Genomic DNA, 15,439 nt, shown 5'->3' with positions numbered 1-15,439 from the left:
GTAAGAATGTTCTCGCTAATTCTTATTTGCGAAGCATTTCACGCTGCTCAGAGGTGGGTGTTTAAAAAGGCAGCGAACACGCTTCAATTCCACTTCAGCGCCGCTTTCTTCTGCCTCTCTTCTTTACTTCGGTATATACTGGTCAAAAACACAATAATGAGTAATGTCATGTCAATAATTGCTACAGGCACGCTAAACAAAATGCGTGCTTCTCTAGATGGTGCAGTAAGCTACCGACTGCCAGTGGGTGAAGAAGAAGTGGATTTGAGTCCGTTTCTTGGAAGAACCCTCACCCTAACTCACACAGGTAACATCTATTGTTGTTCTTGTGGTAAGAAAACCAAGAAGAGCTACTCTCAAGGCCACTGCTTTGTTTGCATGAAGAAGTTGGCGAGTTGCGACATGTGCATCATGAAGCCAGAAACTTGCCACTACGAACAAGGCACCTGCCGTGAGCCGCAGTGGGGTGAAGAGAACTGCATGGTGAACCACTTCGTTTACCTATCGAATACTTCGAGTTTAAAAGTGGGCATCACGCGCCACACGCAAATTCCGACCCGTTGGATCGATCAAGGCGCGACACAAGGTCTGCCTATATTCAAAGTAAAAACTCGTCATATCTCTGGCTTGATTGAAATCGAGCTAGCAAAACACATTGCCGATAAGACAAACTGGCGAACGCTACTTAAGGGCGATGGTGAGCCAATTGAGCTGCAAGAACGCTTCGCAGAACTGCTGCCATTAGTGGAAGATAAAATCGCTGAGATTAAACAGCAATATGGCGATGACGCAATTGAAGTGTTAAGCGAAAGCATCACTTCTCTAAGCTACCCAGTTCAGCAGCACCCTACCAAAATTACTTCGCACAACTTCGATAAAAACCCAGTTGTTACGGGTACGCTGCAAGGCATTAAAGGCCAATACCTGATCTTTGATACTGGCGTGATCAACGTGCGTAAGTTCACCTCTTATGAGGTTGAAGTGAGCGAATAAGCCTTTCTTCACTCTATAAAAAACAAAAAAGCTCGAGCCAAGTGCTCGAGCTTTTGATTTGTGGAATCGTCGATGATTACGCGTCGAGTATGCTCTCTAACACATCAAACAACATATCGATCTCTGCGGTTGTGTTGTAGTGCATACAACCAATTCGCACCACGCCACCCAATTCTTCTAAACCCAGTTGGCGAACGAGTCCTAGCGCATAGAAGTGGCCGTTCCAAACGCAGAGATTGTGCTCACCCAATGTCTTAGCAATGAACTCTGGGGAGTATTTATCAAACGTAAGCGCGAACGTTGGCGTTCTCAGTTGGCTACTTTCATTGTTAATACCAAACAGATTCACCCCATCAAGCGCACTCAAGCGCTGCAAGAAATGCGCACTTAATTGCTGCTCATGCTGATTATACAAAGCATAACTTTGCTCTAGACGCTGACGAAGTGATGCACCTTCATCACCAAATTGCGCTAGGTATTCGATAGCAGCAGTCACGCCAGCTAAACCTTCGAAGCTCTGCGTGCCCGTTTCAAAACGTCCTGGCCCAATATTGGTTGCAGGCTCAACTTTATAAGGCTTGATTGCGTGCAACCATTGATCGGCGATGTAAGCGATGCCGACATGGGGCCCAAAGAACTTATAAGCAGAACAAGCAAGGAAATCACATCCTAATGCTTGCACATCGACTAGATGGTGCGGCGCATAATGCACGGCATCCACATAAACTTGAGCGCCGATACTGTGTGCCATTTTGACCACTTGGTGCATATCAACAATCGAGCCGGTGGTGTTCGATGCGTAAGTCACCGCCACTAAACGCGTTTTCTCATTCAACAAGCTCTGAAGATGCGCAAGATCTAGCGTGCAATCTTCTTCATTAATTCTGACTTGGTGAACCACCACGCCTTTGTCTTCAGCCGCTTGCTGCCAACTCGACACGTTAGAGTAATGGTCGAGAGCTGAAACAATGATCTCATCGCTCTCTTTCCAATCTCGACTAATAGCGCGACTTAGCTGGAATGTCAGCGAGGTCATATTCGCGCCAAACACGATATTGCCAGAGGACGGTGCGTTTAGCAGAGCTTGTGCCGATTCGCGAGCCGATTGCATTACATCAACCGTCGCTTGGCTTGAGAAATAGTGCCCACCAAGGTTCGAATTGAATCGTCCAAGGTAGCTCATCATGCTGTCTAGTACCGACTGCGGCACTTGTGAACCACCGGGTCCATCAAAAAAGGTCACTGGGCGGTCATTGTGGTATTGCGCCAGTGCGGGAAATTGTTCTCGGATCTGATTAAGATTGAAGTTCATTTCGTTTGTCCGTCGCTGTCAGTACAAATACATCCATATGACCTTCTTGGTCATTAATCACTGAGCGAATTGGCACCGCGTTGTGCCACAGTTTGCTGTCTGCCAGCATTGCTACTTCCCCATTCTCCAGCACTTTACGGAAGAAAGGCGCTTGGTTGTGGCTGCTATAAAGCATAATGTCACCACCCATAATGTTGTGACGCCCTACACCAACTAATGCGATGTGATCAAAACCATCTTGGTGCACCCCTTCCGGAGCAACTTGTGTTTCATCGTAGATTGCAGTGATTCGAATTTGGTGGATTTCGATTTCCTGGCCGTTTGGTAAGTGGTTTGCGTTAACAAACAGCTCACACATTTCTCGGAAACCTTCACTGGAAAGAATTCCTTTTTCAATCGGCTCAAACTGACGAATGACATCACCTTGGAAACGGTTGATATCAGAAGATTGTACAAAGCTGTTTTTGTTTAAATCGACTACCTGACCATTTTCGAACCCCACCACCGAGTAACGGCGAAGACGATATTGGCCGTCAGCGTGTTCAGTACGAGGTAAACCTTCGAAGGAAGGAGAAAGTTGCTCAATCGCTGCCATGCTGAGCTGAGTTAAATGTAGGGTGTTCTCTCGTGAATGTAACATCATTGGCTCCTTTAATGAGGCACATTTAGCTTGTTTGAATTAACATTTAATTTACATCTTAGGATACGCAAATATTCTGCAATTACCAGAATTTGACGTTGATAGCTTCAACAAAAAAGAAAAAACGACACTTAGCACTACAATTAACATCAACAGCAGTTTAAACATTCAGAACGGAGCTTGCGCAGCATTTGAAACTAGAACTCTCTACTATAAACAGAATTTTATTCTAGTCTGAAACGCCTCTCCATAAACATCAGCAAGTTCTAACCTATAACCAATAATTCGATCCGCTCCTTTCGTTTATGCTTTTAAAGCACTAAGAATTTCCATACAATCGGGAGAAATGTTCAGCCCTCTATGGAGCCATAATGAGCGACGTAAAACACTGTAAATTATTAATTCTTGGTTCTGGTCCAGCAGGTTACACCGCAGCAGTATACGCAGCGCGTGCTAACTTAAACCCTGTGCTAGTAACGGGAATGCAGCAAGGTGGTCAGCTAACGACCACAACTGAAGTAGAAAACTGGCCTGGTGATGCAGAAGGTCTTACTGGCCCAGGTTTGATGGAACGCATGAAAGAGCACGCAGAACGATTCGAAACAGAAATCGTGTTCGATCACATCAACGAAGTGGATCTGTCTCAACGTCCATTCCGTCTGAAAGGTGACTCTGGTGAATACACTTGTGATGCGTTGATCATCTCTACTGGCGCATCAGCAAAATACCTAGGTCTTGAATCTGAAGAAGCATTTAAAGGTCGCGGCGTTTCAGCTTGTGCAACTTGTGATGGTTTCTTCTACCGCAACCAAAAAGTGGCGGTTGTGGGCGGTGGTAACACGGCAGTTGAAGAAGCGCTTTACCTATCAAACATTGCATCAGAAGTTCATCTGATCCACCGTCGTGATTCATTCCGCGCAGAGAAGATCCTTGTAAAACGTCTGATGGATAAGGTTGAAAGCGGCAATATCGTTCTTCACACAGACCGCACACTAGATGAAGTTCTAGGCGACGACATGGGCGTAACAGGTGTTCGCATCAAAGATGTTAACAGCGGTGCGACTGAGGATCTGGCAGTAATGGGGGCATTCATCGCGATCGGCCACCAGCCAAACACGCAAATCTTCGAAGGCCAAGTAGACATGAAAGATGGTTACATCATCGTTCAATCCGGCCTTGAAGGTAATGCAACACAAACTAGCATCGAAGGTGTGTTTGCTGCAGGTGACGTAATGGACCATAACTACCGCCAAGCGATTACTTCTGCTGGTACAGGTTGTATGGCAGCATTGGATGCAGAACGCTTCCTAGACGCGCTTACTGACAAATAACTTTTCACATTTGTGTCATATCCTTAAAGCCCAGCGGTATTCCCGCTGGGTTTTCTTTTGTATACTACCGCCTCATTAAAACAATTATCATTAAGCCTTCACAATGGATAAGAAAAAGCAAAGCAGCTTGAATAAGTGGCTTAAGCAACAGAGTAAGTTGGCCAAGCGCTGGCTGATGGTTGCGATAGGCCTAGGCGTACTATCAAGCGTGTTTTTATTGGCTCAAGCAGCCCTGCTCGCCTCCATTCTTCACCAATTAATTATCGAGCATGTCGACAAGAGTGAACTTGTTTGGCACTTCGTCGGGTTGGGTGTCACCGTTGTCGGTCGCGCGGCCTGTACTTGGGGGCGCGAAATTGCCGGTTACCGTTGCGGCGAACAGATCCGCGTTTACATTCGCCAACTGATTCTCGATAAAGTCCACCAACTTGGTCCCGCTTACATCAAAGGCAAGCCTGCCGGTAGTTGGGCAACGTTGATTTTGGAACAAGTAGAAGACATGCAAGATTTCTTCTCTCGCTACCTTCCACAAATGTCGTTGTCTGTATTGGTGCCTTTCATCATTCTGGTAGTGGTCTTCCCTATTAACTGGGCAGCGGGTTTAATTTTCCTAGTAACTGCGCCATTGGTCCCAATGTTTATGGCCTTGGTGGGTATGAAAGCCGCTGACGCAAACCGCAAGAACTTCAAAGCGCTACAACGTCTTTCTGGGCATTTCTACGACCGCTTACAAGCGATGACAACGATTCGTTTGTTCGATCGCACTAAGTCAGAAACCGAAACATTAAAAGGGGCATCAGAAGTCTTCCGTACACGTACGATGGATGTCTTGAAGATTGCCTTTCTATCTTCTGCCGTGCTTGAGTTCTTCACTTCGATTTCAATTGCGATTACTGCGGTATACTTCGGTTTCAGCTACATCGGTGAACTTAACTTCGGCTATTACGGCGCTGGCGTAACCCTCTTCGCCGGTTTGTTTATTCTGATCCTTGCGCCTGAGTTCTATCAGCCGTTGCGTGACCTTGGTACCTTCTACCATGCGAAGCAACAAGCAGTTGGCGCAGCAGAAAGCATTGTTGAATTTCTAGAGCTAGATGTAGACCAAGTAAAAGACGGCAACAAGGCTGTAGAACAAAACGCAGCGATTCATATCGAAGCTCAAGACCTTGTTATCTTCAGCTCTGAAGGTAAGCAACTTGCTGGTCCCCTATCCTTCTCGCTAGAAGCGAACCAAAGCACCGCATTAGTTGGTCCCAGTGGTGCAGGTAAAACCAGCTTAGTAAATACCATTCTTGGTTTTATGCCATACAAAGGCAGCTTAAAGATTAACGGCTGTGAACTTTCCGAGTTGGATTTGGCGACATGGCGCGAAACCATCAGTTGGATTGGTCAAAACCCAATGCTTTTGCACGGGAGCATTCGTGACAACGTCACTCTAGGTAAACAAGATATTCAAGACCAACAAGTCCATTCAGTACTCAACGACTCCCACGCCGCAGAGTTTGTTGAAATGCATGGCTTGGATTACCAAATTTCTGACCGCTCCGGTGGTTTATCTGTTGGTCAGGCACAACGTCTTGCACTTGCTCGTGCGATGCTACAAAACGGTCGTTTTTGGTTGCTTGATGAACCAACTGCCAGCTTGGATGCTCGAAGTGAGAAATTGGTTATGGAAGGCATCGGTAAATACACCGAGTCCACCACTAACTTGATGATCACTCACCAACTTGCGCCGCTGCAGAATGTTTCCCAGATTCTGGTTATGCAAGAGGGTCAAATCGTTCAACGTGGCGATTACGCAACGTTGGCTTCACAAGATGGTTTATTTAAAGAAATGTTGGCTGCCAACCTAGCTCAACGTGAATCAGACAAGGGGAACTTAGATGCGTGATTTACTCCCTTATCTAAAACTGTATAAAAAGCACTGGTTTGGTTTGTCACTCGGTATGCTTCTGGCGTTTCTAACGCTGGCCGCTTCTATTGGCCTACTCACCTTATCCGGTTGGTTTATCTCTGCGGCGGCTGTAGCGGGTTTGACCATTGCTCGTGAAACCTTTAACTACATGCTGCCTGGCGCAGGTGTTCGTGGTGCTGCGATGGCGCGTACTGCTGGCCGCTGGGGCGAACGTGTTGTTAGCCACAATGCAACCTTCAAGCTACTGACTGATCTACGCATCTTCTTCTTCAAGAAGCTTGCGCCGCTGATCCCTGGCCGCGTTTCTACCATGCGTGATGCGGATCTACTGAACCGCCTAGTGGCAGACGTAGATGCAATGGACCATGTGTACTTGCGTCTTATCAGTCCTGTGATTGTTGGCGTATTCGGTATCTTATCGCTAACCGCAGTACTTGCTTTCTTTGACTGGCATCTTGCCCTATTGCTTGGCGGTATCCTGACTGTGATGCTGTTGGTATGGCCGGTACTGTTCTACAAACTGGGCAAACATAACGGCGAACATCTAACACAAAATAAAGCGCAGCTGCGAGTGGCGACACTGGACTGGCTTCAAGGTTACAGCGAACTGAGCCTATTCGGTGCAGAAGAGCGTTACCGTAACGTAATTCTAGAGAAGCAAAAACAACTGTTATCCAACCAGTTCGTCAACGCTAACCTAACGGGTATGGCTTCTGGTCTGCTGATGCTAGCGAATGGTTTAACGCTCGTTGCTATGCTGTGGTTTGCTGCGGATGGCGTTGGTGGTCGTGCGCCAGATCCTTGGATTGCGCTGTTCGCATTTGCCACCATGGCGAGCTTTGAAATTCTGATGCCAATTGCTGGTGCTTTCCAATACCTAGGTCAAACACTGACTTCAGCACGTCGATTGAACGAAATCACCTTAGCGGAACCAGACGTTATCTTCCCAGAACCTTCTAAACGCGAAGATAAGCCGTTAGATATTGAGTTCAGCAAGGTAGATTTCACCTACCCTGATGGTCAGCAAAAAGTACTAAAAGATCTCACGCTATCACTGCCACTGGGCTCAAAAACGGCGATTGTTGGTCAAACTGGTTCAGGTAAATCAACGCTTATTCAATTGCTTTGTCGCTACTGGGATGTAAACCAAGGTCAAGTGAGCATCGGTGGTGCGCCTTTGCAAGATTGGAGCGAATCCGATCTCCGCGCTGCAATCACAGTAGTTAGCCAACGTGTGGATGTGCTTAATGGCACACTGCGTGACAACCTATTGCTTGCAGCTCCAGAAGCAACGGATGAACAGCTGGCTGATATTCTGACTAAAGTGGACTTGGCGAATCTGTTAGACGAACCAGGACTGGATGCTTGGCTAGGTGACGGCGGTCGTCAACTGTCTGGTGGTGAGAAGCGTCGTATTGGTATTGCTCGCGCTCTATTGCGTGACGCTCCTATCCTACTGCTTGATGAACCAACAGAAGGTCTAGACAAACGTACTGAGCAAACAGTGATGGAATTGTTCAAGCAACACTTCACCAATAGAACGGTCGTATTCATTACTCACCGTTTGATTGAGCTGGAAAGCATGGACAACATCTGTTTGATGGAACAAGGCGAGATCATCGAACAAGGTAGCCACCAAGCGCTGCTTGCAGAAAAAGGTCGTTACCACCAGCTATTACAATCTCTGTAATACTGGGATTCAAATAGACAAAGGGCTCATCAATTGATGAGCCCTTTTCTTTTGCTCTCGCTGTTCCCATAACAAGTGCAAAATTCGTTAACGACCTGACTTGGCCAGATAAGCCGACATTTCCTCTTCCGGTACCATGCCGCCACCGGTCGCCCAAACTAGGTGAATAGCGTTCTTCATCTTATCTTCACTAAATTGCATTCGAGCTTGGTAAGCTTGGTCTTGTGAAACGTGCACTGCCCCCATCATGCCCGCTAGTGCAGAAGGCTCTAAACGAATGTCTTCTTGTTCACTTAGCTCACCTAGATGATGATACATGCGCTCATCCGTCATGGTGTAGTAACCATCAAGAAGTCTTTCCATTGCTCGTCCTACAAAACCAGACGCACGCCCTACCGCTAGACCATCAGCGGCAGTAATGTTGTCGATACCAAGATCTTGCACTGCAATACCATCATGCAAGCCCGTATGCACACCAAGCAGCATACACGGAGAGTGTGTCGGCTCCGCAAAGATACAATGAACGTGGTCACCAAAAGCCATCTTCAAGCCAAACGCTACACCACCAGGACCTCCGCCTACCCCACATGGTAGGTAAACAAACAACGGGTGGTTCGAATCAACGACAATGCCCATCTCATCAAACTGCTGCTTTAAGCGTTCGCCAGCAACGGAATAACCCAAGAACAAGGTTTGAGAGTTTTCATCATCAATAAAGAAACAAGTTGGGTCTTTTTCCGCTTCTTTGCGCCCTTGTTCAACAGCAACACCGTAGTCTTGCTCATATTCCACTACATTCACGCCGTGAGAACGCAGTTTGTTCTTCTTCCACTCTCTTGCATCTGCCGACATATGAACCGACACAGAGAAACCGAGTTTTGCACTCATGATGCCGATAGACATGCCCAGATTCCCTGTCGAACCTACGGCAATACTGTATTGCTGAAAGAACTGATGAAACTCTTCACTCACCAATTTGCTGTAATCATCACTTTCACTTAGAAGCCCAGCTTCAATCGCCAACTTCTCTGCATGTGTCAACACTTCATAAATACCGCCACGCGCCTTTATTGAACCTGAGATAGGCAAATGGCTGTCTTTTTTAAGCATCAAACGCCCAAGAATTTGAGTATCGTATTGCGCCTCCAAGCATGCCCTCATTTTGTCGATGTCGACCACGCTCGATTCAATGATTCCGTTAGAAGCCGTCGTTTCCGGGAAGGCTTTCATTAAGTATGGAGCAAAGCGCTCTAGTCGTTCACTGGCGTCATTGATGTTGGCAGCACTTAAACCAACGAACGGCAAACCTTCTTCAAGTGTGGTGATATTTGGGTTGAACCAAACCACCTCTTCTAAATCGATCAGCCGTTTAACTAACGGGAACTCGGCTATGAGCGCACATATATTATGGGTTGTCATCTTTTCCTAGCTGCAAATTACTGTCTATGAGCACTATTAAAGCAAACAGATGCCTTAACTGACAAACGATCAAAACTCACCTTTAGATGAAGTGAACTTAAACAAAAGCACCCTTCCATCGAACTGAATATTCTTACTGGCAATGAGAACGTCAATTTCCAAGGCTATGGCATCGATGCTGCGATTTATTTCGATGAGCAAATGCCGGAAAAGTTATGGTCGAAAGAATTGATGAGTGAAGAGATCATCCCAGTCTGCACTCAAGCGTATGCAGAACAATTTAATCTATTTGAAAAGCCAGCGAATTTGGTAAACGCCACCCTACTTCACGACAACCAAGCATGGGATTACAACTCCCACCACGATGAATGGACGTTGTGGGCAAAGGAAAATGGCATAACAGACATTGATGCTATTCCAAGCATTTCATTCGACCGATCCGATTTAGCCGTCAGTGCTGCTATGCACAATGCGGGGGTTGCTATGGGGAGGTTATCACTAGTTACAACCCTTCTAAAGTCCGGAGCACTGATTGCTCCTCTCTCTGACTGCTCACCGGGCTGTAAACAGAAATATTACATTGCAACAGCAAAAGAAAAACACTCTCTAAAGCTTGAGCTTTTCATTGGTTGGTTATGCCAAGAAGCCAACAGCGATTAAAATGGTACAGCGCACATTAAGGGTAACGCTGCGCAGTCTACACAACGCTGAGTTGAGTTAGGACGAAGATCTGTCAATTTCGTTGGTCCATGTAAGAAATAGCCTTGCGCATAAGCAATCTGTTGATTTTTGATAAAAGTAAGATCATCGACAGTCTCTATACCTTCTGCCACCAGCTCAAACTGATAAATTTTTTTCCAGTTTCGTAAACTATTCCAAACATGTCCGTACTGCTCGGATTTTTTGCCTAACATACTACGATCAAGTTTCACTATGTCAGGACGAATAAATCGGATTATCGATTCTTCTCGATGATAGGCAACACCAAAGTCATCCAAAGCAATTTTCGCACCTAACTTCTTACAAACATTAACGTTAAATTTAGTCATCATTTGATCACATAATCTAGACGAATATGCAGTATTTTCCGTTAACTCCAACCATAATGTTATCCCTCGCTGCTGACACGCCTTTAAAAGCGGAGTAACATCAAATACAAACGAAACACTGCTTAAGTGAGACGGGGAAACATTAACCGATATAAAGGTAAACGACGTAGGGAAGCTATCTACATAATTTGTCAGCTTATTAAATAAAACTTTTGTAAACAGAGCATTCAAACCGTGCTCTTCGATCATACGAAAAGATTCTTCCACATGTCGCTCACGTTTCCAACGAGTTAATACTTCCAACCCTGAAGCTTCCTGAGACGTGAGACCATAGATGGGTTGAAACACAGGGTAGAAAGCCCCTTGACAAATATCCCTATACAATGAGTCAAATTCGCTACGTTGTACTATATTGTTCATGGCTTTACCCCAGTTCGTAATAACGTGAGGAAATAATAAACAACTAAGAAGCACTTGGGGTTAGCATCTCTAGAACTCAATTGAAGAGTCCTGCCTACTCATAGTGCGTCAGCTTTCAATCCATCGATTGGTATTAGCAAAAATAGTTCTGCTTACCTATTCTGTTAGAACTTATAAAAAAGTACACGGTGAACGATGTACTACAAATATTTCAAGAAAATTGTGTAATTAAAGATACTCAAAAGTACGGAGGAAAAAATGTTTGGAGCATATCTCAAGCAATTACGAATAGAAAAAGGACTCACGCAGAAAGAGCTCGCCACCAAACTAAACCTAGCAGATGAAGAGTTTACTGCTGTTGACTCTGTAACAGTTAGCCGTTGGGAGAGAGGGTCGACAACTCCTCATATAGCGAAAGCGATCAAGGTATTACAAACGCTTACTTTGGATCTGACTCCATACTTAAACGCTATACCACTAACAAAACAACACTCTTTGTTAGATGATATCTTGTTTGACAGCTTTCACTCTCATCAAACGAAAATCATTGCATCAAGCTATACAGATATTAAGAACAAGCCAAGTATTGAAGTTCAAGAAGAGGATTTGTTCCAAGACATAGATCAAAGTGATCTAGACGCACTCAAGACATTCTTCAAAAATACAGAAACAGATTACCCAGGTTTAATGAACATTAGATTTCATGACTATCATAAAGAAGACAAGATTGTTGCTAAAAAATATATCGATAAGAAGACCAAGGAGCTGCTGGGACATAACATCTGGTTTTTATTTGACATATCCGATCTTGAAGAGAACATTCAGACACCTTTTGACCAAGTGCCATTTGATAAAGCCAAACGTTATTCACCTAGTTCAGAGCTCGCTTTCTGTTCCGTCAGCCGTTTTTATGCAAACGAAGACGTTTACTGGGAGCTACAACCAAGTCAACTTTATTACCTTGCAGAACGCTCGAATATAAAATGGTTTTATTACTATGCATTACACGAAAAGTTTGCAAGATACCTTGAAGAGATAGGCTGCGAGAAAGTGACTTATGATACGCCGACTGAATTTGGTGCAGTAACAATAGGAAAACAGTCATTTAAGCACTGTTTATATAGAATAGAAGTCGCCAACCTCTTCTCTCGCCCAGAAGTTCTAGCTTTGATGAGAGGCATAAAGGAATAAAAAGAAATGACTCTACATGTATGCCGAGCAAAGAAAGCTACTTATCTAAAAAACGATTGAGTTCGGTTCACAAAATAGAAGGGGCAAACTTTGCATAGCTTAAAAAATTGCTCGCCTAGTCTTACTGTAACTAAGAAGCCCCTTTTAACTCCATTTTGAGTTCGTATTTTCCAATACGCCATCAAGTGCACATTAATCTAAATCTTCCTCTTCCATTACCGAAAAACATATAATACCTGCTCTTGATAATGCATAAAAACACATAGCTACCCTCCCCCCTAACCAGATTGATTAAAATTCAACCTTATCCTTTTCAAGTAGGTACTGTTTGTTCTCAATTCATAATTTAAATATCAATCTCATGTGGAATATATAATCACTTTTATATACTTAATTAGCGAAACACTTCACAAAATAAAGATAAAAATTCAGTATCGACTAACAAACCCTAAATACTATCCACTTCAGCCTCACCAGACATTTTCTCCGAAGATTGAGTAGTTTTAGGTAGCGTTCACTGCCTAATAAAACAACGACAAGAGTTATCATAGGCATTTAATATTTACAAAAACATAGAAATGCCTCCTTACATTTCCCTAATCATAATACGATTTCTATTACAATTTTTATGAGTGTTATATAGAACCTTATACCAAAAAACTACCAACACGCGAAAGCCATTAATAAAAAATACAGAAATTAAATCCTAGTTTCTACAAAGCGATTGGATAGTGAATTACTTAATTTAATAGTTATTGAAGTTAGCAAGACCACTACTAGTTTGTAGGCAGTCTCAGTAAAAAGGGGGATGTAAAGTGTTCGGGAACTATTTGAAATCGATAAGAACTGCATTGGGACTAACTCAGGAGCAAGCTGCTATTAAGCTCAACCTTATGGGCGGCGATTTAACAAATATTGACTGCGTTACTTTTAGTCGCTGGGAAAGAGGGATAACTCAGCCCAGCCTCAGCCGCCGAGTTCGTGTGCTTAGGGCTTTCGAGAACAACCTTTATCCCTACCTTTGCAGTTTAACCGATGGTCACCCGTTAAAAGATGAGATCGATAGGTTTGAGCTTACACTAAAGCAGAGGTACCAAGATACAACAACTATCGTATCTGGGATCGATTATTACAGTTTTCGCCCAACGGAATATAAAGAAATTATTGAAGAAGCTCTAAGCACTAGCAACGAACAAGATTTCATTACAAACCTTAACAACTTCCACAAACAAGTTACACGTGCTGACGTGACGCATAATCTCAGTATCATCGATTTGGTCGAGTACCACAAAGATAACAGAGCTTTTGTTTATAAATACTACTCAGACGGAGAACTTGTTGGTCACAATATCGGTGTATTTTTTACTGATACTGGGCTAGAGAGTGAAATTCAGCGCATTAAAGCCGCTAAACTGCCTGTTGATTCTATCGATCTCAGAAACACAAAGCCGTTAAAAGAAAAAGGTAATTTCGCGTACTATGCCATTAGTCAGCATTCTAAAAACGAACGAGCATTCCGCATGCAATTGCATACCGAATTTACTTTTCTAGCTCAGAATGCGAATTTCCATCACTACTATACGAGTGTTACCCTAAAAAGCTCTGTAGATATCATGTTAAAAATGGGCTTTACCGTTGTTGCATATGAAGAAGAAAGCCCTGTTGGTGCCATTAAAGTGGGTTCTCGACGTTACAACAGAGCAATCATGTATATCGAAACCAGTGAACTATTTTCTCAGCCGGAATTTCTTTATTTATTGACTCGCTGTGGGATATGCAGAACAAAGCAATGTGGAACCTGCAAAGACTACTCTAATTGCGTAAGCTAATTTGTTATAGCCGAATTAGGCAGGAGCCATATAACTATAGGAGTCTGCCTGAGCGTCCACTTTTTGGAAAGTTGATTTATCTCTTTACTTAGGTTGGGGTCAAGTACGCCATTGGCAGCACATGCTCAGACTCGAGACTTCCAGACCCCTATAGGCCCCTTGTCCTAGCAACTCGTACTCTGAGTAATACAATATCACCAAAGTCTTTGATGAAATATACGACGACTATACTAACAACCTTGGAATGAATTCTTAAACCCTTTCCCTCTATTCCCTGTAGTGGTCAACTAAAATTGGCCACGGTTTTAGAGTTTTCCCAATACAGTCGTTTAGACTCATTGGGTGTCAAACCACCATTATATTGATGTGGCCTGAGTTGGCTGTAGCAGCCCATGATGTATCGAGTTATATGTTCCCTTGCTTCGTTAAAACTCCGATAACCCGACACTGGTATCCATTCTGTCTTTAGGCTTCTGAAGAACCGTTCCATAGGACTGTTGTCCCAGCAATTACCTCGCCTAGATAAGCTTTGCTTGATTTGATAACACCACAACAGTTGCCGATAGAACGACTGTGTAATGACTTCCTTGGTCGCTGTGGAACATCACGCTTCTGGGCTTACCTCGTGATTCAAACGCCATAGAGAGTGCTTTCCCTGTCAACTTACTATCAGGCGAGACTGACACCGCCCAACCAATTGGCTTTCTCGCGAACAGGTCGATGACAACAGCAAGATACATCCAGCGTTGTCCCGTCCAGATATAAGACTTGGTTGGGAGCGGTAACGGCAAATTGTCGAGACAGATGGTTTGGGAGCTCTACGTGCTCTTGTGATGCCTTTCGATATCGGTGCTTCGGTGCTTGACAGCTTACCAGCCCTAATAATTTCATTATCTTAGAAGCTCGATAACGTGTCAGTTTTATACCTTGAGCTGTCACCATGTCGGCAATGCTTCTCGCACCCGCAGAGCCGTTGCTTGCCGTATGAACTTCTTTAATAAGACTTTTAGCTTCACCAACTCTGGAGAAACATGCTTAGGGCGACAACGCCAGTATTTGTAACTGCTGCGGTGGACACTGAACACATGACACAGTGTTGTTACGTTAAAGCTCTGCCTGAGTTTCTCGATTATCGAGAGTTGTTCAGTGAGTCCGACATCAAGAGAGCTGTAGCCTTTTTTAATATTTCATTGTGTTCTTCTAAGGCGTGCAAGTTTCTTCTTCAGCTCTCGTATCTCAATTTGCTCTGGTGTCATTGGTGAGGCTTGAGGTGCTACTCCCATTTTTTCTTGCTTGAGCTGCCTTACCCACTTATCCATTGTCGATTTACCCACACCCATGGCTTTTGTGGCTTCAACAACAGTGCAGTTTTGGTCGAGAACAAGTTGCGTTGCTTCGAGTTTGAATTCCGCACTGAGAGTGCGTCTGGTACGCTTGGTCATAGTTTCACCTGTCATGTTATGAGGTGTATCTTAAAACCTCTAATCAGGTGGCCAAATTCACCGTACCACTACAAAGCTAGCTCGCCATTAAGTTTACCCTATAGAGATCACCCAACGACAAATATGCTAACTAAGTATCCCTGCTTCGAACCGAGCGAAACTCATTGAAACCACCGCACCAAACTCCAGTTGATGGAGTACAGATTAC

10 protein-coding genes and 2 pseudogenes are annotated in these 15,439 nt (G+C 44.2%); 7 read left to right on the top strand and 5 right to left on the bottom strand.

The window, feature by feature from the left end; translation table 11 throughout:
• Positions 1-168 precede the first annotated feature (168 nt).
• Positions 169-993 carry a DUF2797 domain-containing protein gene (locus QTO06_RS14955; protein ID WP_331408727.1) on the top strand — a complete coding sequence of 275 codons (825 nt, stop codon included), beginning with the start codon at positions 169-171 and terminating at the stop codon, positions 991-993.
• A gap of 76 nt (positions 994-1,069) precedes the next feature.
• Here the strand turns inward: QTO06_RS14955 and QTO06_RS14950 are convergent, their stop codons facing one another.
• Both QTO06_RS14950 and QTO06_RS14945 read right to left on the bottom strand, forming a co-directional pair.
• On the bottom strand, positions 1,070-2,305 hold the full coding sequence (locus tag QTO06_RS14950; protein WP_331408726.1) for a cysteine desulfurase-like protein: 1,236 nt from the start codon (positions 2,303-2,305) through the stop codon (positions 1,070-1,072).
• The gene (locus QTO06_RS14945; protein ID WP_010448603.1) at positions 2,289-2,948 is read right to left on the bottom strand and encodes a 2OG-Fe dioxygenase family protein; all 660 of its coding nucleotides are present in this window, start codon (positions 2,946-2,948) and stop codon (positions 2,289-2,291) included. Before QTO06_RS14945 ends, QTO06_RS14950 begins: the two co-directional genes overlap by 17 nt.
• 368 nt (positions 2,949-3,316) lie before the next feature.
• On the opposite strand from QTO06_RS14945, the gene trxB reads away from it, so the two are divergent.
• The 3 genes from trxB to cydC all read left to right on the top strand — a co-directional run bounded on the left by trxB (position 3,317) and on the right by cydC (position 7,881).
• A complete protein-coding gene (trxB, locus tag QTO06_RS14940) occupies positions 3,317-4,276 on the top strand; it encodes a thioredoxin-disulfide reductase (protein ID WP_005428526.1) in 960 nt (319 codons plus the stop codon).
• A gap of 103 nt (positions 4,277-4,379) precedes the next feature.
• Positions 4,380-6,167, top strand: coding sequence for a heme ABC transporter permease/ATP-binding protein CydD (cydD, locus tag QTO06_RS14935; RefSeq protein WP_331408724.1), 1,788 nt, complete (start codon positions 4,380-4,382; stop codon positions 6,165-6,167).
• Positions 6,160-7,881, top strand: coding sequence for a heme ABC transporter ATP-binding protein/permease CydC (gene cydC, locus QTO06_RS14930; RefSeq protein ID WP_331408722.1), 1,722 nt, complete (start codon positions 6,160-6,162; stop codon positions 7,879-7,881). The genes cydD and cydC overlap by 8 nt, the downstream gene beginning before the upstream one ends.
• 87 nt (positions 7,882-7,968) lie before the next feature.
• Here the strand turns inward: cydC and QTO06_RS14925 are convergent, their stop codons facing one another.
• Positions 7,969-9,300 (bottom strand): D-serine ammonia-lyase, encoded by a 1,332-nt coding sequence (locus QTO06_RS14925; protein ID WP_331408720.1) that lies wholly within the window; start codon positions 9,298-9,300, stop codon positions 7,969-7,971.
• Between the two features lie 99 nt (positions 9,301-9,399).
• Here QTO06_RS14925 and QTO06_RS14920 point away from each other — a divergent pair.
• Positions 9,400-9,960, top strand: a pseudogene (locus QTO06_RS14920) (LysR substrate-binding domain-containing protein); the annotation flags it as partial.
• On the opposite strand, the gene QTO06_RS14915 reads toward QTO06_RS14920, so the two are convergent.
• Positions 9,957-10,769: an EAL domain-containing protein gene (locus QTO06_RS14915; protein ID WP_331408719.1), complete on the bottom strand. Its 813-nt coding sequence runs from the start codon at positions 10,767-10,769 to the stop codon at positions 9,957-9,959. The pseudogene QTO06_RS14920 and the gene QTO06_RS14915 sit on opposite strands and share 4 nt — an antisense overlap.
• Positions 10,770-11,027: 258 nt before the next feature.
• Here QTO06_RS14915 and QTO06_RS14910 point away from each other — a divergent pair, with 258 nt between their 5' ends.
• The gene (locus QTO06_RS14910) at positions 11,028-11,960 is read left to right on the top strand and encodes a helix-turn-helix domain-containing protein (RefSeq protein ID WP_331408717.1); all 933 of its coding nucleotides are present in this window, start codon (positions 11,028-11,030) and stop codon (positions 11,958-11,960) included.
• An 815-nt stretch (positions 11,961-12,775) separates the two neighbouring features.
• A complete protein-coding gene (locus tag QTO06_RS14905) occupies positions 12,776-13,789 on the top strand; it encodes a helix-turn-helix domain-containing protein (protein ID WP_331408716.1) in 1,014 nt (337 codons plus the stop codon).
• Between the two features lie 283 nt (positions 13,790-14,072).
• Here QTO06_RS14905 and QTO06_RS14900 read toward each other — a convergent pair.
• Positions 14,073-15,231: pseudogene (locus QTO06_RS14900) on the bottom strand (IS3 family transposase).
• Positions 15,232-15,439: the final 208 nt, after the last annotated feature.

It is taken from the genome of Vibrio sp. M260121 (assembly GCF_036533715.1).
Taxonomy (GTDB): domain Bacteria; phylum Pseudomonadota; class Gammaproteobacteria; order Enterobacterales; family Vibrionaceae; genus Vibrio.
This window is presented reverse-complemented; position numbering and strand designations above follow the sequence as displayed.